At 57.4% G+C, this 21,303-nt stretch carries 17 protein-coding genes; 2 read left to right on the top strand and 15 right to left on the bottom strand.

The window, feature by feature from the left end:
- The first annotated feature begins 259 nt into the window (after window positions 1–259).
- Window positions 260–2,062, top strand: coding sequence for an ABC transporter ATP-binding protein/permease (locus WC811_RS18810; RefSeq protein WP_372646946.1), 1,803 nt, complete (start codon window positions 260–262; stop codon window positions 2,060–2,062).
- Between the two features lie 939 nt (window positions 2,063–3,001).
- Here the strand turns inward: WC811_RS18810 and WC811_RS18805 are convergent.
- The 5 genes from WC811_RS18805 to WC811_RS18785 all read right to left on the bottom strand — a co-directional run bounded on the left by WC811_RS18805 (window position 3,002) and on the right by WC811_RS18785 (window position 11,307).
- Entirely contained in the window at window positions 3,002–4,165 is a 1,164-nt protein-coding gene (locus WC811_RS18805) for a hypothetical protein (RefSeq protein WP_372646945.1), read from the bottom strand.
- 154 nt (window positions 4,166–4,319) lie between these two features.
- Window positions 4,320–6,077 carry a carboxylesterase/lipase family protein gene (locus WC811_RS18800; protein WP_372646944.1) on the bottom strand — a complete coding sequence of 586 codons (1,758 nt, stop codon included), beginning with the start codon at window positions 6,075–6,077 and terminating at the stop codon, window positions 4,320–4,322.
- Between the two features lie 218 nt (window positions 6,078–6,295).
- A complete protein-coding gene (locus WC811_RS18795; RefSeq protein ID WP_372646943.1) occupies window positions 6,296–8,035 on the bottom strand; it encodes a carboxylesterase/lipase family protein in 1,740 nt (579 codons plus the stop codon).
- A gap of 291 nt (window positions 8,036–8,326) precedes the next feature.
- A complete protein-coding gene (locus WC811_RS18790; RefSeq protein ID WP_372646942.1) occupies window positions 8,327–10,069 on the bottom strand; it encodes a carboxylesterase/lipase family protein in 1,743 nt (580 codons plus the stop codon).
- A gap of 239 nt (window positions 10,070–10,308) precedes the next feature.
- Window positions 10,309–11,307 carry a helix-turn-helix domain-containing protein gene (locus tag WC811_RS18785; protein ID WP_372646941.1) on the bottom strand — a complete coding sequence of 333 codons (999 nt, stop codon included), beginning with the start codon at window positions 11,305–11,307 and terminating at the stop codon, window positions 10,309–10,311.
- Window positions 11,308–12,409: 1,102 nt separating this feature from the next.
- Between WC811_RS18785 and WC811_RS18780 the strand changes: the two genes are divergently transcribed.
- Window positions 12,410–12,802, top strand: a complete 393-nt coding sequence (locus WC811_RS18780) for a hypothetical protein (protein ID WP_372646939.1) — start codon at window positions 12,410–12,412, stop codon at window positions 12,800–12,802.
- Window positions 12,803–12,823: 21 nt separating this feature from the next.
- Here WC811_RS18780 and WC811_RS18775 read toward each other — a convergent pair whose 3' ends face one another.
- From WC811_RS18775 to WC811_RS18730, 10 genes are all read right to left on the bottom strand, one after another.
- Complete coding sequence (locus tag WC811_RS18775; protein WP_372646938.1) at window positions 12,824–13,399, bottom strand: hypothetical protein; 576 nt, start codon at window positions 13,397–13,399, stop codon at window positions 12,824–12,826.
- A gap of 1 nt (window position 13,400) precedes the next feature.
- Window positions 13,401–13,979 carry a type II secretion system protein GspM gene (gspM, locus tag WC811_RS18770; RefSeq protein WP_372646937.1) on the bottom strand — a complete coding sequence of 193 codons (579 nt, stop codon included), beginning with the start codon at window positions 13,977–13,979 and terminating at the stop codon, window positions 13,401–13,403.
- Window positions 13,976–15,079, bottom strand: coding sequence for a PilN domain-containing protein (locus WC811_RS18765; RefSeq protein ID WP_372646936.1), 1,104 nt, complete (start codon window positions 15,077–15,079; stop codon window positions 13,976–13,978). Before WC811_RS18765 ends, gspM begins: the two co-directional genes overlap by 4 nt.
- On the bottom strand, window positions 15,076–16,008 hold the full coding sequence (locus WC811_RS18760) for a hypothetical protein (protein WP_372646934.1): 933 nt from the start codon (window positions 16,006–16,008) through the stop codon (window positions 15,076–15,078). Before WC811_RS18760 ends, WC811_RS18765 begins: the two co-directional genes overlap by 4 nt.
- Window positions 16,009–16,011: 3 nt before the next feature.
- On the bottom strand, window positions 16,012–16,755 hold the full coding sequence (locus WC811_RS18755) for a prepilin-type N-terminal cleavage/methylation domain-containing protein (RefSeq protein WP_372646933.1): 744 nt from the start codon (window positions 16,753–16,755) through the stop codon (window positions 16,012–16,014).
- Window positions 16,748–17,137, bottom strand: coding sequence for a hypothetical protein (locus WC811_RS18750; RefSeq protein WP_372646932.1), 390 nt, complete (start codon window positions 17,135–17,137; stop codon window positions 16,748–16,750). The genes WC811_RS18755 and WC811_RS18750 overlap by 8 nt, the downstream gene beginning before the upstream one ends.
- A gap of 1 nt (window position 17,138) precedes the next feature.
- Window positions 17,139–17,612 carry a prepilin-type N-terminal cleavage/methylation domain-containing protein gene (locus WC811_RS18745; protein WP_372646931.1) on the bottom strand — a complete coding sequence of 158 codons (474 nt, stop codon included), beginning with the start codon at window positions 17,610–17,612 and terminating at the stop codon, window positions 17,139–17,141.
- Complete coding sequence (gene gspG / locus WC811_RS18740) at window positions 17,596–18,081, bottom strand: type II secretion system major pseudopilin GspG (protein ID WP_372646929.1); 486 nt, start codon at window positions 18,079–18,081, stop codon at window positions 17,596–17,598. The genes WC811_RS18745 and gspG overlap by 17 nt, the downstream gene beginning before the upstream one ends.
- 17 nt (window positions 18,082–18,098) lie before the next feature.
- The gene (locus WC811_RS18735) at window positions 18,099–19,310 is read right to left on the bottom strand and encodes a type II secretion system F family protein (RefSeq protein WP_372646927.1); all 1,212 of its coding nucleotides are present in this window, start codon (window positions 19,308–19,310) and stop codon (window positions 18,099–18,101) included.
- A 112-nt stretch (window positions 19,311–19,422) separates the two neighbouring features.
- Complete coding sequence (locus WC811_RS18730) at window positions 19,423–21,087, bottom strand: GspE/PulE family protein (protein WP_372646926.1); 1,665 nt, start codon at window positions 21,085–21,087, stop codon at window positions 19,423–19,425.
- Between the last annotated feature and the right edge of the window lie 216 nt (window positions 21,088–21,303).

Here is a 21,303-nt window from a genome sequence, read left to right as displayed (position 1 = left end):
ACATCTCGCGACTGCGCCACGGACGCGTAGCCGCCAGGTTTGCAATTGCCCAAACGGCCTTTCCTTACAAATAATTGATCTGCAAACCGGGCCGCAGCCTCTTATCCGGCCGCAATGCCGCGCTTCGCTTTCGAAGATGTAAGGTTCTGGCAACCCTCCTGAAATGTGTCGGGCTCCACCGTCCAAGGGACATCGCCGATCCCCGTTTCACCGGCGACGGCAACTCCTGCCGTGCGAACAGAGACCTAAGGCGATTGCAATGAAGAACGACACGCGCTCGCGCATGAGCGCGATCTGGCAGTTGACGACGCCCTATTTCCTGTCGACCGAGAGAAGCACGCTCCGCATCGGTTCATTCCTGAAATGGAAAGTCGCCGAAAGATGGATCGGCGGTGGCCTGCTGCTACTGGTCCTCGCCATAGAGTTTGGCCAAGTCGGACTTTCGATCCTGCTCAATAGCTGGAACGCCGAATTCTACAACGCGTTGCAGATGAAGAATGTCGACGCCTTCTGGCACCAGCTTGCGGTCTTTTCCGCAATCGCCGCCGCCTTCATAGTCTCGTCGGCCTACCAGCTTTACCTCAATCAATGGCTACAGATCAGATGGCGACGGTGGATGACCGAGCGCTATATCCGGAAGTGGCTCGATAATGGCACGCATTATCGCGTGCGCCTTCGTGGCGACGCGGCGGACAACCCCGATCAGCGCATCGCCGAAGACATCGCACTTTACGTCAACAGCACCCTGTCGCTCGGCGTCGGTTTTCTGTCCGCACTGTCGAGCATTATCTCGTTCAGCATTATCCTTTGGGGGATATCGGCCGAAGTGCCGCTGGAAATCGCCGGATATCACATAGCTGGGCACGGCTATCTCGTTTGGATCGCGGCCGCCTTTGCGCTGATAGCCAGCGTCGGGGCGCATCTCATCGGCCGAACTCTGGCAAGACTCAACTTCAGCCGTCAGCGGCGGGAAGCCGATCTGCGCTTCGCGCTGATTCATCTGCGGGAAAATTCCGAGCAAGTTGCGTTGCTGCGCGGCGAGGACGCCGAGTTCAACATCTTACGCAACCGCTTTTCCGATATCGTCACCAATTGGTACGACATCATGCGCCGCCAGAAGTTTCTGACGTTTTTCACGACCGGATACAATCAAGCCGCCGTCGTGTTGCCGTTTCTGATCATGGCGCCGCACTATTTCGCAGGCGCCATCATGCTTGGGGTCATGACTCAGACCGCGGGCGCATTCGGCCAAGTTCAGTCTTCGATGTCCTTCTTCGTCAACGCCTACACCGACCTGGCCGAATGGATCGCCATCGCCGACCGGCTCTCGGGGTTTTACGACCAGATGCAATCGGCGGTCGACGCCGCATCCGGCTCCGCCCTATCGACCCGCGACGCCGTTGCAGGCAGCGTCCTCGGTCTTGCCGGTGTTTCACTCTCGACACCGGCCGGAAAGACGCTTCTGAAGTCCGTCGATCTCGATTTGAAGCCTGGAGAATCGGTGCTGTTGACGGCGCCGTCGGGCGCAGGAAAGACGACTCTGCTGCGCGCGATCCTCGGCTTCTGGCCGGACGCCGAAGGCGAAGTGCTCACTCAATCCGGCGCCCGCCTCGTTGTCCTCCCGCAAAAGCCCTATTTCCCGCTTGGTTCTCTCAATGCCGTGCTCACCTATCCGGGCGGCGATCCTATGCCTTCGCCGGAGGAGATTTCGAGGGTTCTGAAACGCATGGGCCTTGGGCATTTGCAATCCGCGCTCGGAGAGACGCGCCGCTGGGACGAAATTCTTTCCCCTGGCGAGCAACAACGGATCGCGTTGGCCCGCGCCGTTCTTCGCAAGCCCGATATCCTTTTGCTCGATGAAGCTTCCTCCGCGCTCGACGAAGCGACGGAAGCGCAGACACACCGTATATTGCGAGCCGAACTGCCCAACACCGCGATCCTCTCGATCGGGCATCGCTCGTCGCTGCTGGCGCTCCATGATCGCGTCGTCCGTCTAACGCCGAGGGACGACAGCGACGAGCGAGCAATCGCGCTTCCGAGCAGAACCGCCGCCGCGAGCTGACGCTTCGCGGAAGATAGTTTTCCGATTTGTAAGGCGCGTGCTCGCACGAAGGCGTGATCGTGCCATTGCATGGCCGTGTCTGAGAACCATGTCGAAGGCAGCCCGTCGCGGACGGTGCTCAGCGTGCTCAGTCTGAGACCAACGCGACCATGATGGGAGATGAGACAATGTCGGTACAAAGAATATTTGGCATGTTTGCCGTCGTGCAGCTCACATCGCTCCTCTTCACGGAAATCGCAATCGCGGCGCTGCATTAGCCTCGGCATTTTGTCTTCGAGCGCTCTACACCGCCGGGCACGATATCCGATCCGATAGATCGGCAATGGCCACGGTAGTCGGCGCTAGCGGCGCAAGGCAAAGTCATTCGATGGCGGCGATTTCGCGCCGCAAACCCTGACGATTGCTCAGCGCGCGGTTGCCCGGAGTGGCCGGAATACGCGCAGCAATTGAGCGACGCTCGTAAATATTCCTTAAGTTTAAGACTTGGAAACCATCTTCTGTGCATCCTCTCGCCGAGGCTGATCCGGGCGGGATAACGGCTCATCTACGCACCATTGACGGAACCCGAGACCGGCACCCAAGTGCCGGCCCCGGTACGGTGCTGGTTGACTGCTCCCCGCTGCGTGACCAGCGCCGGGCGGCGAGGCGATAGTCGCCTCGCCCGCTGCGTGGCAAATCTTATGCACATGTCGTTGAAAAAGGGTTCGCGGCACCGAAAGTCCGCCTCGGCGTTCCACTAAGTCGTAGCGCGCCACAGTTCCAAACCCAATCAGGCTATTTCACAACCGGCTTCGGCTGATCCTGTTGGCCATCATCGCGAGATCCTTCGCGGTCACGCGCGGACGCGCCGATAGGTTCTGTCCACTCCATCGCAGATGAGCAACCCGCCGATGTTGCCATCGGCGGGTTCCAAATACCTCCTGGCCGAGAACGGCGCTGCTAGCCGTGGCCGTGATTTTTGAATCTCACGTGCTTGTTGATCCAGTTGATGATGATGTCGGCGACCTGCAGGTTGTTGTTGTCCTGCATGAACATGTGGCTGTTGCCGTGGATGCCGAGGTCGGGCAGCGCAACGAACGTCATGTCGCCGCCCGCTTGTTTGATCTGCTTCTGCATCGTGACGCAGGTAGCCGGCGGTTGCGCCGTCGTGAAGTGATCGCCCACCATGATCAGGATGGGGATGTTCTTGAGGACCTTGATGTTCGCTGCGGTCAGATTGGAGAAACAGCCGGTTTCGAGCTGAATGATTCCTTTGACGTTGGTCGAACCGGGTCTCAACGCAGCCATTGTCGGATAGCCGCTCGACTGCGAGTGACCGACGAGGATGGCTCCGCCCAATTGATTTGCGAGCAGTGCCATGTTGTCGGGTGAGTTGAACGGTGCGTTCGGGTCGCTCGGCGTGCAGTTGCCGTCGGCGCAAGTCGGCGAAGAGGCCTCGCTCAACGTGGAATTCAGGTCAGGGATGACCTGCTTGTAGAAATCCAGCGTCGCGTTTTTGCCAACGCCCACCGTTTGCATCGGGAAGCGCTCGTCCTTGAAGGGGGTCTTCGTATCGAAGTCGCCCCAGCGGAACACAGACCAGGCAAACTTGTCGGTGGCGATCAGGATCGCCGGGTTCTTGCTACCAGGCAGATCACCGGTCAGCACCTTTTGGTAATTCAAGGCATCGAAGCCGGAACGACCGCGACCGACCTGCTCGCCCATGTAGGTCTTGAAGCCCTTGCGCGTGAAATACTCATACCACCCCATGCGGCCATCGGGTGTCGTCTCCCACGTCTTGGACGTCAAACAGCAACCGTGCACGAAGACAATCGGATACTGATCGATGTTGTTCTGCGGAATTTGGTACTGGACGTACATTTGGTTGATCATCGAGTTCCCTGAATCGGCCGAGAACGTCGACGGCGAGATATATTTGGGATCGATGACGTGGGTGCTCCCGCCCACGAAGAAGCTTCCTTCGCCTTTGAGTGTGAGCGGCGGCGAAGATTTGAGATCGGAAAGTTCTTGTGCTGCGGCGATTGCGGGTACGAACGCAAGCGATAAAAGCGCGGCGCCTCCGGCTGCTATTTTTCTCACCAAACGGCGTTTTTGTTTTTGCATGGCTCTCCTCCTTAGAGAGCACGCAATCTAAGAGTCTTCGAAACGACATTCTTGGTATCGAGCGAACTGGTTGGGCGCTCAGAGCCCAGAGTCGAATGCAGCAAACGGGTGCCCGCTTAAATTCAACCTAAGCAGACACCCCTTCGCACCCAACCTAGTACGTGAAGGTTGGGTCCCAGAAGTCGCATTTATAATCGGCTCTGAACTGAGAAACCGTGGTCGTCGACAGCGGGATATCTTGCACGAAATACTTACCATTGGCGTCGGCCGTAAGCTTCGGCCACGGCGAGTTACCTGAGCCATTGGGATTGCCGGACTTCGCGAAGTTCGTCCATGCCGCCACCAGCTGGTCCGAGAGATGGGTCTCCTTGCCGTTCAGCTCGCGCGGCGCGCCTGACTCCTGGTCGAGGTTCACGCCGAGGTTGCCGCCGTGGTAGCCCGGAAACAAAAGCTGGATGTCGATGGTATGCGATGCCAAGGGCTTGAAGCCGGGCATTTTCGGGAAGTAATACGGCAAATCCCGATATGTGAAGTCATAGGCGTAGGTCTGCACCTGCGGCGCGATCTTCTGCAAAACGTGAAGCTCTCGACACTTCGCCGGGTCCGTCAGCGCTCGCTCAAACGCGATCATCGGATCGTTGTCGTAATCAGAGAGCGGGTACTTGGCAGCCGCTCCCGCCGGAAATTTTCCTCCGTTGCACCAGTTGCAGCCCGGAGTCCCTTCGGCCACAGCGGTCGCGTACTGTGCTGCCGTCATCGGCACCTGCGGCGGTCCGGAGAAGTATTCGGAAATACCCGTTAGGAACGTCATCTCGTCCTTTGTCGCGCCGCCCATGACCGGCATCTTGTTGAACCTTCCCGTTGTCCAGGCTTGTTCCGGCGTAACCGGGATGATCGTGCCATCGACGAACGGGCTCGCGGTCGTGTAGGGACCATCCGCGTTGGGCGTCCCCTGAAGCTGCAAAATCCGAGCAGCCGAAAGAGTGCGTAGACATTTCGCAGTCGCAGCGTTCGAGCCAGAACATCCTGCGGCCGTCGCGAAATTGGTGCCTCTCGTCAACGCGTCCGAAGCTGAGGGAAGAAACGAAAAGAACCCAGGTGAGCTTTGGTAGATAGCCCGATTGAACAGTCCGGCGCTCAATGGCGACAGTACCTGCGAAGCCGTATCATAAGCGCCCGCGGATTGGCCGCCGAGCGTAACTCTGGTCGGATCGCCACCGAACGATGCGATGTTACGCTGGACCCAACGGAGCACGGCCTGCTGATCAAGGGTCCCATAGTTGCCCCAGAGGTGGCCTTCCGAATTGATCGCAGGATTTGAAAAGGTGCCGAATAGTCCGAGGCGGTAATTCATGGTGACGACAACGGTCTCGGTGCCGTTCGGACCGCCCGTGGCGAGCTTGCTGCCGTCGTAGTCGTTGGATTCGCCGTCGACATTGCCGCCGCCGTGAATCCAGACGATAACCGGCTTTTTATTGCGCCCGCTCCCGGTCGTGAAGACGTTGAGGTAGAGACAGTCTTCGTTGACGCTTGCCGGGCCGGCGAAGGCTCCAAGCTCCGTCACCTGCGGACAGGTCGGGGCGTACTGCGTCGCATCCAAACTAGTCTTCCAGCGCTTCACTGCCTGCGGCGGTTGCCAGCGGAGATTTCCGACGGGGGGCGCCGCATATGGAATGCCAAGAAAGATATTGACGCCGTTCTTCGTGGAGCCGTGAACAGGACCCTCAGTGGTGGTGACGGTCGGGCCGCTCTTACTGCTCTCGTCATTGCCTTGGTCATGGGCGCACGCAGGTAATGTGGTCAGTCCTGCTGCGAGCAGCGAGCAGGCAAAAATGCTTAGGCGCAACGATCGGCGCCGTGCGCTTAGGCTCGACGTGCATTGCATGGTTTCTCTCCCGGGAGTCATTGTCATTATCATTTTTTCTCATCGACGAGCCTGAATTGCTCGCCTCTTGCGAGGTCCGGATTGGAGCGCACATGGGCCGGATTAACTTTGCGCACGGGGAACGCGAAAGGGATTTGGGTGAACAAACGAAAGACGCCGCGAAATCCAACGGCATACCAGAAATGCAAAGCCCGCCCGGATCGAGGTCCGGACGGGATCAACTTTGTGCTATCAGCTATCGCTTCTCAATATCCGCGGATCGGATTCCAATAAGCGCATTTGTGATCGGCCGCGTAGGCATCTGCAGCGTAGACCGACGACGTAGGAACGTTCTGCGAGTAGAAACTCTGCGCATCCGCCGTGAATTTCGGCCACGGAGAGTTGCCGGAGCCGTTGGGATTGCCGGTCTTCGCGAAGTTCGTCCACGCTGCCACCAACTGATCGGAAAGAGCGATTTCCTGACCGCTGATCTCGCGTGGCTGTCCCGTCGTCTGATCGATATTCACGCCCAAGATTCCGCCGTGATAGCCGGGGAACAGGAACTGAATATCGCTAGTATGGGTCGCGAGCGGTATGTAGCCCGGCATTTGCGGGAAGTGATACGGCGCCTTCTGGTAGTTGAACTCGTAAGCGTAGACTGGCACCAACGACGCCAATTCCTTGACGACGTGGAGGGTGAGGCATGCCTGCGGGTCAGAGCCGTATGCGTTGTACGCAAGATTCGGACTGCCATAGTTGGCAAGCGGGTACTGATCAAGCGCTGCACCTGTGACTTTCGCCAAGTACTGATCCGAGGTCATCGGTGCTTGCGGCGATGAGAAGTACTCGTTGATGCCGACGGTGAAGTTACCTTCGTCATGGACGTCGCCCGTCATGATCGGCATCTTGTTGAAGTTGCCGGTCTTCCATGCGTCGTCTGGTTGTGACGGAATGACGTTCCCATCCACCGTCACCTGAGCGAGATAGGCTGTCGTGGTGTTCGGCGTACCTTGGAGCTGCAGTACGCGAGCAGCGGAAAGCTTACGCAAGCACTTCGCGGCAGCAGCGTCCGAACCCGCGCATCCTGATGCAACGCCAAAGTTGGTGCCACGAGTCAGCGTCGTAGCCGCCGTCAGCCATGTGGTCGCCGGGTAGCTCTGCAGGATTGCCCGCTGGAACAACCCTTTGGCATACGGAGATATCAAGTTCGCCTGGGTGTTGTAGGCACCTGCCGACTGACCACCGAGCGTGACGTTGCTGGGATCGCCGCCGAAGGCTGCGATATTGCGCTGAACCCATCTGAGCACGGCTTGCTGATCGAGAATGCCGTAGTTGACGTTGAGGTGCTTCTCCGCGTTGATCGCAGGGTTGGAGAAGAAGCCCAAAATGCCGATGCGGTAGTTCAACGTCACGACGACGGTATCCTGGCCGTTCGGCCCGCCGGTCGCAAGCTTGCTGCCGTCGTAGTCGTTCGACTCGCCGTCCTCGTTAGCGCCGCCATAGATCCAGACCAGAACCGGCTTCTTGGTGCGGTCCTTGCCCGTCGTGAAGACGTTCAGATAGAGGCAGTCCTCGTTGATGCTTGTTGGGCCGGCGAAGGCGCCAAGCTCCGTCACCTGCGGGCAGGTAGGACCGAATTCCGTTGCATCTAGCGTTGACCGCCACTTCTGCACCGGCTGCGGTGGCTGCCAGCGCAGATCGCCAACCGGCGGAGCGGCGTACGGAATGCCAAGGAAGATATTGACACCGTTCTTGGTGTAACCGCGAACCTGACCCTCGACCGTGTTCACCGTCGGGGGATTGCTGTCATTGTCGTGATGGTGACCGGAGTAGTTGAAGTCATGGCCCCAGAACGGGAAGTAGAAGGGGCCAAAGTTGAAATTCGAATTGCTGTGGGCCAACGCCGGCCCGACTGCCAGTCCCGCTGCTAACAGCGAGCAGACAAAAGCACCTTTGCGCCACGACCGCAGTCGGGCGCCGTCACGAAACACACCTCGCATGGACATTCCTCTCCGAAATCTCGTTTTTTTATGCTTCTCATTGACGTGCGTTTGCCGCCTCGTCTCCTTTGTGAGGACAGGCACTTAAATCTCATTGGAGAGGTTTCGTACTTTGCGCAGAGCGAACATTGATTTGCTGAGAGTGCACCTCTCGAGAGTTTATCCGGGCGTGGTTAGCAGCGCGGACGTGAACCAACCGAAGATAAAAAACGCCGCCCAGGCGAGCCTCGGCGGCCAAGAATGATCGATCGATGGTGGGTGGCCGCGTCCATGGTGGGCGCGGCCACGTTCTCGTTTTTAGGGGCCGTAATAAAGAACGGTATCCCAGAAGTCGCACTTATACGCGGCTCTGTATTGGGTCCGGTTCGTCGTTGAAAGCGGAATGTCTTCGACGAGATATTTCGGATTTGCCCCGGCTGCGTAGCTCGGCCATGGCGAATTGCCCGAACCGTTCGGATTGCCCGACCAAGCGAAGTTCGTCCATGCCGCAACCAGCTGATCGGAGAGCTTGCTCTCTTGGGTATTGAGTTCACGTGGCTGCCCGGTCGTTTGATCCAGGTTCACACCCAGATTGCTGCCATGCCATTTGTCGAACAGGAACTGGATGTCGATCGTATGCGCCGCGTTCGGCTTGAACCCCGCCATTTTCGGGAAGTAATATGGCGCGTCTTGGTACGTAAAGTCATAGGCGAAGGTCGGAATTTGCGGCGCCCAGAGGTTCAGGACATGATCTGCTTGGCACTTCTGAGTATCCGTGGTCACACGATCGTAGGCGGCCGGCGGGCTGCTGTAAGCCGATAGCGGATAGTGCGAGAGCACGGCATCGACTGTTCCGGCAGGATAGGCCGGTGGCGCACCGCCTGGGCCGGAATTTCCGGAATATGTCTTCGTGACCGCAGCTGTGTATTGATCGGCCGTCATCGGGACCGGCGGCGGACCTGAGAAATACTCGGTGATACCGATCCCGAAGTTGCCCTCGTCTTTCACGCGGCCGCCCATTGCCGGCATTTTGTTGAACCTACCGGTCGTCCAGGCTTTTTCCGGAGCGATCGGTATGACGGTGCCATCGACGAACGGCCCGGTGATGTAGGGGCCATTGGCGTTCGGCGTGCCCTGAAGCTGAAGTATGCGCTCAGTCGAGAGGCCTCGCAGGCAATCCGCCGCCTTGCTGTTCGACCCTGTCGGACAGCCTGCTGCTGTCGCAAAAGCCTGACCATTCGTCTTCGCGGTATCCGCCGAAGGAAGCGTAGGGAGCGGGCCGCTCTCATAGATGGCTCGGCTAAACAAGCCCGAGCTTAGCGGGGAGAGTACGTTAGCACCGGTGTCGGTCGCGCCTGCGGATTGGCCGCCCACGGCAACCCGGTTTGGATCACCGCCGAAAGCAGCGATATTGCGCTGGACCCAACGGAGCACGGCCTGGATATCCATGATGCCGTAATTGCCCCAGAGATGACCTTCCTGGTTCAACGCCGGATGCGATAGGTAGCCGAACAGGCCCATGCGATAGTTGAGCGTAACAACAACCGTGTCGTGCCCGTCAGGGCCGCCCGTCGCGAGTTTGCTCGCGTCGTAGTCGTTTGATTCGCCGTCGACATTGCCGCCGCCGTGAATCCAAACGATCACACCTTTCTTCTTTGAAGAGTTACCCTTTGACGTGAAGACGTTGAGATAGAGGCAATCTTCGTTGACGCTCGTTGGGCCGGCGAATGCGCCAAGCTCCGTCACCTGCGGGCACGTGTTGCCGAACTGAGTGGCGTCCAGCGTGCTCTTCCAGCGTTTTACCGGCTGCGGCGGCTGCCATCGCAATTTATCGACGGGCGGCGCCGCATAAGGAATGCCCAAGAACACATTGACACCGTTCTTGGTTGTTCCGCGAACGGCACCGTCGGTGAGATTGACGACCGGCCCCGAGTTGTTTTGGCTGTCATTATTATTCGCGAGCGAGGGAGTTGACGCCAATCCCGCTGCCAGCAACGAGCATGCAGCAAGGACTTGACGCGACCGCCTGGGTCCCGCCTCAAAAAAGATAGTACGCTCCATTATTTGGCTCCTGAATTTTTTTCTTTATTTCGGTGGCTCGCGCTCAAGCGATATCCGCGAGCAGCCGCATTAAGACCGGCCTCGATTATGCGAGCTACGGTGGGAGCGAACCAATTTGGTGATGGAGGAATTGATGGCGTTTTTTATTTCCAGGTGCGAGGCTGCAATTCCCGCCACCTCGAAGTCTCAATGAGAGCATTGAGAAACGCATCGCTTATTCAATAGAATATTTTAATTTCCTAAAACTTTAGCCGGTACTGCCGCGGCGAGCACCCGAATTTCTTCTTGAACGCTCTTATAAACGTCGAGAGATCGTTGAAGCCCCACCGGTAAGCCAACGCAAAGATCGGTTGATGGCGACAAGCTTGCGAAATGAGATCCTGCCGCACGAGATCGAGACGCTTGGCCATTACGTACGTACTAAATGTCGTGCCCTTCCCCGAAAATTGCTTGTGCACGTAGCGAACTGAAATGCCGAGATGATCGGCTGCCGAACTCGGGGATAGTGTGGCGTCGCCGATACTCGATTCTATGAAGAGCATAAGCTCGCGCATATAGTAATTGGACGCTAGACCGATCTTGTCCGCATGCTCGCTTCGGTCACTTGCGTGGCCTGCCGCCACCGGCAAGAGCGCGACACACGTCTCCTGAAGAGCTCGCAATTCCTCGGCCGAAGTCGTGAGCATATTTTGCGTCAAAAATGTCAAGCAGCTGGATAATGGGCTTATCATGTGCTCAGCGGTAATTACGACATTATCCACAATAGCGCCGGAATTCCTGGCTTGAGCCAATTTCGTCTTTGGAATACGAAATGCTAGATCCTCATAGGAGCCATCATTCACTTCGAGAATCCTAACTGGCAATGCGCTATCGTATAATACTATATCTCCGCATTTCGCAGTTGTTGTGTGCCCACCCTGCTCGACGTGCAATTCCCCAGAAATCACGTAATTCGCGTATAGACAGTCGATAGATGACTTGGCTAGCTCGACGCTTCTTCGAATTGCAACAACCGGAGACATTCTAACTCTGGCAATCGAGCCAATTTCCGAGGTCGCGCACGCCATTCGGGCTTCGAATTCCACGTCTGACTTATAATCGATCAGCCACGGCATAAAGGCGCCGGATATTGCTTCGCGAAATGCGGAGAATCCACCGCTGCGAGAACAATATTCGGTGTCACAGATATCCAAATCTGAGGATGGCGAAAGGCGTATATCCCCAATGGCTCCCTTCATTGGCGTTTCTCTCCTGTCGCAGACTCTTGATTGCGGTCTGCGTTTTAGGTCCAATTTCCGCTTGGACTCGTATTTAATCCGCATACGTACATTTTTTGGCTTTGCAGATATTATATGAAATATTAGACCAAGGCGTCGCGGGACGGAAGCTTTTCCCGGCGGCACGCGGCATATTTTTGCTTCGAACATCTGAAATATAGCGCTCGCCTCATCCCTCTGGGGAATCTATATTTTTCTTACTTTAGCTGCGCTGCAAAAAGTGAATCGCGAATGGATTTGCGCTTCGTTTTTAGAGATTGCGCCTTTTCCCCATCCATTGCGGAGGCCGATAGACGATCTTTTTGGCCGTCCAATTGTCCGCGGCCTGCCTCTTCTTTTCGCTCCCTGGAGAAAATCGTAATTCGTGGAAATCATCGTTCGGATTAAAATGGGAGTGGCAATTGGGCGACCCCGATAGCATTTTGGTCTTCGCCGGGCGAAATATGAGATCAATTTATTGCACATACGGTAGTGTGCGGACATTCGCATTGTGCAGGAATCGGTTAAGCACTGTAGGAGAAGGCCGAGCCATGCTTCGCTATTTTTCCTTGGTGGCACTGAATTGGCGCCGTAGGCGGGAGGTTGGATTGCGAAAAAGAAGTAGAAGTCTCTCGGTGGTAGCCGTACTTTGCGCGGCTGCCTGCTCTCTATCCTCATCCGGCGGACAGGCCGGCCCGTTGGGCTTGGGGATGAGTGATGGCTCCTCGGGAACCTCGCTGGTGCAGAAGGCCCACGGCTTCCATTGCCGGCCGATGTACGGGTGGGATCCTCGTCTCGGCATTTATCACGTCCATCGCCATGAAGGTATCTGCCGAGATTATCAGCGGTGCCTGCGCGTCATGTATCGCTGCGATCTGGTCATGGGACGAGGCTGGGAACCCTGGTCATACGAGCGGTGGGGATTCGATAACTGGCGATACGACAAATGCATGCTCGATGCAGGTTGCTATTGAAGCGAAGTCCCGTCGTGAGCGATTGTCCTTCGAATGTGGATCTGTCAATGAACGGACCAGCGTGGCCTCATCGATTTTTTAGGTTTCGAAACGGCCTTCGGGTTATCCCGATGAGTGCGGTATCAATTTTCCTGCTCGGACATTCGACGCTCCACGCAGAGGGGGTAACCATCGATGGCGATCACCCGGCGCAGGGTATCCATATGAACGTCGACAAAGTTTCTATTGGAGCGGTGCTTCAGGCTCTGCACGATAAGTACGGGATCGAAGTTTCAGGCATGAACGACGACATTTCCAGCGATCCGATCTCCATAACGCTGAGTGGAAGCCTACCAAACATCCTCGAAAGATTGTTGCGCAATCAAAATTACATGATCGTGCGATCGCAAAAGAATATCACCGGCGTCGAGAAGGTTCTCATCTCCGCGGCCAGCGCCCCAGATACTTCGAAGAGTCCGCCGCCGAACGACACCGCCAACAAGCAACAACCGCCCATGCCGTGAAGTCGTAACGAAATTCGTTTTTCAAGGGCAGGCGGTGCCGTCCGAACCACTGCAGTCCTTCTTGAATCGTACGGTTTGAGACGTATCTTCGTCCCGCTTAAGGATGACCGATTCCCTTTCGACTGCGGTCACGGACCATCCGCCGACCATATCGCCAACTTGAACGCGGACGTCCGCTCCAGTGCCCTCACTGCGCATGAGCGCAATCGTCCGCTTGCGATTGAGAATGACTCCGAGCAGCCGATAATCCGGCGGGGGCTGCGGCTTGGCGGCCGCTTTCGCCATCGCCTGCGGCGGAGGCCGCTTCCGACTTGGCGCGAACAATGGCCTATCCACCCAATTTTCCAACGTTGCCTTGTCAAAGGAGGCAAGAGGATTGCCGTTGAAAAGCGGGTCGACGGTTGCAGCAGGCGGCGCCGGTCCGACACCGGATGCCTGCTTGCTATTCGCCTCATTGGCCGGTGCGGAACTCTCCGCTTTTGAAACGGTGACGGCAGCTTTTACGGGAAACAGCAGGTTCTGATTGTCGAGCCAAACGAGTGCCGCAAGCGCGAGAGAGATAAAAATCAGGAGATGCGGACGATACTTCTCCAACATATCAGGACCCTCCGCTCTGAACGGCGAAGCCGCTTACTTGCAGCGTTACGTCGAGCGGGCCGAGATAATGCGGTTCGGGCGGGCGAAAATCGTCGTGAATGGCTCGTACGATGATGTCATCGATAAAGATAAGCGGCGTTCCGGTTTCCAGACTATGGACAATATCCCGGAGGCCATCCGTACCGACATTGATCGACAGGCTCACCGAGATCCGCATGAGATTGCCGTCCTCCTTCGGCGGCAAAATCTGGATGCTCGAAGCCGTGCCGCCATTCGCGGTAACGAGCCCATTGACTAAGCTCTGCAAGTGCGCGCCTGCGACACCCGTTTTATCTCCCTCGAGCAGCAGGCTTTTGTCCTGTCCAAGTGCGGCTAGATCGGCATGCTCCTTTTTCAATTCGCTCTCTCGAGCGATTTTCGCGCGTAGCTCAGGCAGCAACTGCTGCCTTTCCGCGATTTGGGCTTCCAGCGTCTCGATCTGGAAAAACGGTGCAGCAGCAATCGCCGTAAGAGTCCCTAGGACAACGATCAGAATCGCAATGGCTACGTATGCGCGCGGTGGGCTCGACGATATATTCATTGGCTGTTCTCCGCATGCTGCGGCGCGCCCTGGACTTTCCCAACGATCGAGAATGTTCCAAGTGTCTGCCCGTCCTCACGCGTCGTTGGTGCTGCGAAGCGAACATCTTCAAACTCGGGACTGCTTTCGAGTGTGCCGATCAAACCCGTTGGGTCCGCGGATTTTCCAACGATACGGGCTTCGTTGTCGTGGATTTCGAGCTCGTCGAGGTAAGCCGTGTCCGGGAGCGAGCGGCTGAGCGCTTCGACTAATGTCATGACTGGAGGATAGTCGATCTTGCGTTTTGCGAGGCGCTCGCGCTGTTCTTTGAATTTGGTATTTTCGTCATTGAGCCGCTTGACCTCTTCCACCCGCGATGTCACCGCCGCGATTTTCCCGTCCAGCTCACTGTATTGCGCCTCAAGATCCCACACCTGATAGACTCCAAAAGCCCAGATCGCCAAGCTGCAGAGAACTAGTGCGCCGAGCACAGCATTGAGCCTCGTTGCCGTCTTGCCGATCGGATCCGCGTCGAGTTGCATCAACTCGGCAAGCGATGCCGTTTCGGGCGTCGGAGCGAAGTCGACAGCGCACGGCGAAAGCCCGACTGCGCGAGCGCTCTCGAGCGCGGTATCAATGATCGTCTTCGTCGTGGCGATGATGTCTGTGTTGATTTGGTCCGGTGACGTCGCATTCGCACCGGCTACGCGATAGCTGTAGCACGTATTCTCGTGCGGCCACGCGACGATCGTCTCGATCTTGTTTTCCACGACCGAGTCCATCAGATCGGCAGCGGCTTTCGGAACTTGAATGGTTCGCTGCACGACGTCTGCGGGTGACAAACGCAGTATTACCTGTTTCGGATCTTGTGCGGCTTTGCCGAGCAGCAATCGTCTAATTCCCGCGACCTCATCGGGCGTCGCACCCGCCCTCAGAATACCGAGGCGCGTTACCGGGCCGTTCGTCTTGGTGAAAATTTCCAACCCTTCCACTGTGTGAAAAAGCATGGTCCGCCACGGGCGCTCGGCCGTCCGCTTCGGCGTCAAGAAATTACTCAACTCGCGAAGCCATCGCGAATAAGCGCGGCGAATTCGGCTCTTGTGAGCGTCATCTCTCGTCATCGTGTTTTCTCCGCAGCCGTATTCGTCGTCGGCCACTTCGCCAGCAATCTGTAAGGAGCACGGGGGTCGATCCCGGTCGCGATCACGAAGGTTCTATCGGTGCTATAATTGTCGTCGGTTCGATGCGCGCGAACGGAGACGAGATACGCGGGGCCCTTTTGATCGGTCAGATAGGATTGGGCTTTCTGCATGAGGTCGGTAAGGGCGGTCTTGTCCGCGTACTTCACTTTCTCGATGTCGGCTCTGTTGAGATTCGGAATTGCCTCCAGAACCTCCGCAGGGGCGGCCACAGGATAGATCATTCCATCACGGCTATAGACGGTCAGGAATGGGGCTACGCGAGCAAAGACATCGCGGGGGATTCCGCCGGAACGGCCAAGCTGCCATACGTCGATGAACGCCGGGTGAGATCCCGGAAAGCTCTGCGAGCCTCCAGTCACCGTGTTGCTGACCTCGGTCTTTTTATCCCCGGAGGCAGCTTCGCGGGCCCGTAGGATAACATCGGTGTATTGTGCCGCCTTCGCTGTGGAATTTGTGAATTTCTGAAAGAAGGCGCGCAGCAACTTCTCGTCGCTCTTGTTCAGATCGATCAAGCCGTTTGCCTCTGTCACTGTGAGGGTCAGATCCGCGCCGGCAAAGGCTAAACGATGTTTCGATCCATCGCCGGGCCAACGGCGCTTTTCGTCCTGATCTATCAAATGCACAGCCGCAACTTCGAGACCCGCATCAAGCAATGCTTCCGATTTGGTCAATCCGATTTCGGATACGGCTGAAGCAGCGCCGCTGCGCACGGCGGCATTGAATGAGGCAACGAGCAGAACTGCCGAAGTGAGAACCCACAGAACGACCAACAGCACAAACCCTTGCTCGCGCGCCGGCTTCAGTTCGCCGTCACGCTCAAACAATTTCAGTGTCGTGCCGCTTTTCACCCTTTACCTCCCGGCTTGCCCAAGCATTGCATTCTGGGCGCCATCTTGGCTGATCTGGCCGCCAGTCTTCGCGCTGCACCTATCCGAACCCTCTGCCAAACAGCCGAACTCCGCATCGGTTCGAAGCGCGACGACAAAAGGTTGGAAAACATCGGTCCCTCTTTCCGCATCGATGATTTCGAGACGGATTAAGTCCGGCAGCCTGTTCTGCTTCCGCCACGATGCAAGCCATGGTCCATCCGGTGTCCCCTTCTGCGCGTAGGAGAACTGATATTTGAACCGGCCCTGCAGCAGCGGAACGATGTTGGCCGGTGTCGCTCCGGGAAAGGCCTGCATTTTTGTCTGATACGGAGCGCGGGCACGGACGAGATCGAACGCCGGTCCATTGGGGACCACGGAATAATCCACGAAATAAGCGCCCGGCGAGGTCGGATAGGGCGGCTCGATCGTTACGAACGACAGCCGATTTTGCGTTCCGGTAAAGATAAAGCGCGGCTTGTCGTTGGAGGTGCTGATGAGGCGCTGAAAACCGGAAACGTCTCTCGTAAAAATATCGAACGCACGCGAGACCATTTCCAGTCTCTCGATGCGATCCGCGTTCGCATTCCAATTTTGCGATAGCGTCCGCAGTGCGGAACTGAGGAGTCCCAAGACGACCGTCAATATCGTCAAGCTCACGAGCAGCTCGATGAGCGTGAACCCGTTCTCGCGGCCGGATGAACCAGACGATGGCGTGTTGCTAGCCATTCGTGCGACCGAGTTTCAAGGAGTCGAGTTCGATCTGGCGGCCGCCAGCCCAGCTCACGATCACGCGAACGCGCCGAAGCCTCCAATTGTCTTTCGTTTCGACTTTGGCCCACGACGCATCTTCCGGTGCGACATTGATCGACCAGGAAAAACCGTCGTCAGTTCCCGCTTTGGAGATGAGTTTTCCACTCCACCCTCCAACGGTGTCCGCGAGCAACCCCTGAGCAAAAATTCTCGCTCTCGCATAATTGGCCGCGGCTTCCGCGGTTCTCAGCGCGTGCGAATGCGCTTCAAAAAGGCTGACGAGGCCGATCGACATGACCAGCATAGCAGTCAGAGTCTCGAATAGCGTGAAGCCGGACTCCGTATCGACGACCGGCACTTTAATTGATCGAGGCTGTGGAGACTCGTCCCGTAAGCCAGTTGACGCGGATTTCATAAGCCCGCTCTCCCATTTTCAGATTTATAGTGGCGCCTGTTGAGCTGCCGTTCGGATAGAATCGGACGCCCGCAACCGAGGGGTCCTGCTTCTCGCTATCAGCCGCCGTCACCTCAATTTCCATCAATCGAGAAAATGCGATGGGCGCGCTGCCGTCGCTGAACTGCATCGTGTGGCGATCGACGTCGATTGCCGCGAAACTCTCGCTCCCGGAGGTCATTGCGTTGGAGCGCATATCGCGGAGGCGCGACGCAGCAAGAAGCGCGGCCGTCTTGATCTGAGCGCCGCCCGACGGCGAACGATAGAGCGTCGATATCGCGGCGGCGGTCATCGCGATGATAACCAACACCGCCAGCACCTCTATGAGCGTAAAGCCCGCACTTCCGCTCGCATCCGTTTGGCTACTGCCAGCTCGCAATGTCCTGATCCTCACCTTGCCCGCCCTCTTTCTTGTCGGCGCCAAGCGTCAAGATATCGAACGGTCCGTGCTGCCCAGGGTAACGATAGATGTAGGGTTGCCCCCACGGATCGAGCGGCACCTTGTCCTTCTTGAGATACGGTCCGTTCCAGCTCGGCAAATTGCCGGGCCGTTGGACGAGCGCGCTCAGCCCTTCGCGCGCGTCCGGATAGCGTCCGGTATCGAGCTTGTAGAGTTCGAGCGACGTACTCAGGCTTTCGATCTGCACCTTCGCCGATTTCGTACGCGAGCTGCCAAGGTAGCCGATGACGCGCGGCGCGACGAGGCTCGCAAGCAGAACAAGGATCACCATCACGACAAGAAGCTCGATCAGCGTGAACCCAGCTTCTCCGGCACGACGATTGGGTCCAGGTACCTTGCGCCCGCGTCTCAGCTTGTTTGTCATGCGTACGATGTCGTCGATATTCATTGATCTTGCACTTTCCGTCACATGGCCAAGTCGTTGATGCTGATAACGGCACTCAAGATCGAGACGATAATGAATGCGATAACGCCGCTGACGAGCAGGATGATCAGCGGCTCGAAAATCGTGAACGTACGCTCCACGGTTCTTTCCAACTTCTCTTCGAAGACCTCCGACATGTGGAGCAGGGACGACGACAGGCTTCCCGTTTCCTCGCCGACACGAAGCATGTTGATCAAGACGGGAGGGAAGAGACGGGACTGCGATAGCGGCTCGAGAAAGCTTCGCCCCTTTCTCAACGCGTCGTAGGACTGATCGAGCGCCGCGGCCGCCGGCTTATTGCCGATCACATCGCCGACGAGCTTCATCGCAGCGGGAAGATCGATGCCATTTTCGAGCAGCATCCCAAGGGTGCGGCAGAACCGGATTGTAAGATTCAATTGAAGAATATTGCCAACAAGTGGAACCCGCATCAGCAACGTCTGCACATCGCCGCGGATCTTTGGCCACGTCCCGACGACGAGGATCACCGCGCCGACGATGCTTCCCAGCAAATAGTCCCAGTTGGCAAGAAGCCAGTCCGAGGCACCGATCACGAAACGCGCCTGCTCGGGAATTTCGGTGCCTGCGTTCGAGATCATGTCCTTGAAGCGCGGAACGACGAACGTCAGCATGATCGTTACAGCCGAGATCGCCATCACGATTAGCAAACAAGGATAGAGCACCTCAGAAAGCGCCATGCTTTTGAGCTTTTGGGCCTTCTCCCGACCGTGTGCGATGCGTTCAAGAACCGTTTCAAGCGTTCCGCTCGCCTCGGCGACCCGTACCATTCTCGAGTAAATCGGCGGGAATGCCTCGCCCTGCATCTCGAGCGCCTCGCAGAGGCTTTTGCCGCCGCTGACCTCGTTGCCGATACGGCCCACTAGCCGCGCGAGGGACTTCGATCCTGCATCGCGCTCGATAAATCCCAATGCCTGATCGAGCGGCAGACCCGCCTTGAGAAGCATGCCGAGCTCGCGCGTAAAAAGCGTGATCTGGCGTGGAGACGGAAGGCCCGAGAATAATCCCGAAGCGACGCGTACGCCGCCGCCTGCGGAGCCGTTCAGCTCCGTCACTTCGATCGGAAAATGGCCAAGCTGGTGCAGGTCTTCCAGGACGGTCGCGCGACTAATCGCTTCCATCTCGCCGGAAAGACTGGCCCCCGCACGGCTGAGCGCCTTATAGCGATAGAGCATCGTCAGTCGGCCCGACGAGGGCCACCCAACCGATGCTCGTTGATCTCAGATTTCATGAACGCGTCCTCCACTTTTTTGTTTTTTTTGTCGTGACGGCGCTTTTTGAGCGTCGCTAAATATCGAGTGCTACGCGGCGAACCTCCTCTTGTGTGGTCACGCCCGCGCGGCACTTCGCGAGGCCGTCCAAAATCATTGACGTCATACCCTTGCGCCGTGCGGCCGCCTCGATTTCCGCGGTTCGCGCGTTCGGTTGTATCAGCTGGCGAATTTCATCGTCGACGCTCAGAACTTCCGCGATCACGATGCGTCCGCTGTAGCCGCTGCCAAAACAGCGCTCGCACCCGACGGCGCGCCAGTGACCTTTGTCTTCTCCCGTGTGGCTGTCTTGAGCACCACCCAACGATAGCTCCTCGTCGGAAGGTTGCTTGCAATGCGGACAGAGCACCCGGACGAGCCGTTGACCGACGACACATCTCAGCGATGAGGCGAGGAGAAAGGCATCAATGCCCATGTCGAGCAACCGCGGAATGGCCCCAGCCGCCGTATTAGTATGTAGCGTCGAAAGCACGAGGTGGCCGGTCAGCGCGGCGTGAATGGCTATGCTCGCCGTTTCGCCGTCGCGCATTTCGCCGACCATCAGAACATCAGGGTCGTGCCTGAGGAAGGACCGCAAAGCGTCGGCGAAACTCAGTCCAATGGACGGCTTTGCCTGTGTCTGGTTGACGCCGTCGAGCTCATACTCGATCGGGTCTTCGATGGTCAGGATCTTTCGATGAGATTTATTGAGCAGCGACAGGGAGGTGGCAAGCGTGGTCGTCTTGCCTGAACCCGTCGGCCCCGTTACCAACATCAGGCCATAGGGCGCCGAGAGATGGCTTCGTATTTCACGCTCGTCGCGCGGTCCAAATCCCAGTGGGGCAAAATCGAGCATTCTCCTGACGTTGTCGAGCAGGCGAATCGCGACCGCCTCGCCGTGAATCGTGGGGATGGTCGCGATACGAAGATCGAGCCGGTGCTCGTTCAGCCTGATGCGCGCGCGACCGTCCTGGGGTAAGCGCCGCTCGGCAATATTGAGCCCCGACAAGATCTTCACCCGCGATACGACGGCTTTCGACATCTGAGCAGGCGGCGGGGTAACGTCGCGGAGCATGCCGTCGACGCGCATCCGGATGGCGACGCGGCCATCGAATGGTTCGATATGGATGTCGGTCGCCCTCGCATGCACCGCATGCTGGATCATCTGATTGACAAATCGAACGACGGGCGCACCCAGTGCCATATCGCGCAGGTGTTCGACGTCGTCGCCGACGGCCGCCTCTTTAGATGTGTCCTGCCACATGGATGAGCTGCCGCGTTCCCGAGCGGCACGCTCGATGGCAGCCAGGATGTCTTCGGCCGAGGCAACGCGCGGAATGATTTCTCGCTGAAGGGCGATGCGGACCGAGTTTATTGCCTGGATGTCCGATGGATCCTCCATTGCCAGAAGGATTCCATCGTCAATGTCTCCGAACGGAAACACCTTATTCTCGCGCAAGAACGCGTATGAAATGTGGACCTGAGGCGGCTGATACTTCAGCCAATCGCTTTCTTCGACCTTCGGAACATTGTGGAAGTCCGCCACCGCACGGACGAGGACTTGCGACTGCACACCGGACGCCTTTCGCAAGGCCGAGAATATGGACGCGCCCGTCTCCTGGCGAAACTTGCCGACGCTGTCCAGATCGCTTCGCGAAATGAGCCGCTCACTGAGCAGGTACTCTTCGAAACTCCCACTCACACTGGCCGCCCCTGCCTTTGAGTATAAGCGTCCTAACGCCAAGAACTCCGGAGCATACCAACAAAGCTTGCCTCTATAAATCCCAATTTTTTTTACACGACGCTGTTAAGGCTATTTATCGGCAACCTTTTGCGCGCTCGTCCATTACGGAACCATTGCTCAAAATCTGCAACTACCGTGAATGAGTGCACTGTAATCCAATTTAGTTCTCTCTAT

The sequence above is a fragment of the Hyphomicrobium sp. genome (assembly GCF_041659645.1).
Taxonomy (GTDB): Bacteria; Pseudomonadota; Alphaproteobacteria; order Rhizobiales; family Hyphomicrobiaceae; genus Hyphomicrobium_B.
Note: the sequence above shows the minus strand (reverse complement) of the source record. Positions and strands in the feature narration are given on the sequence as shown.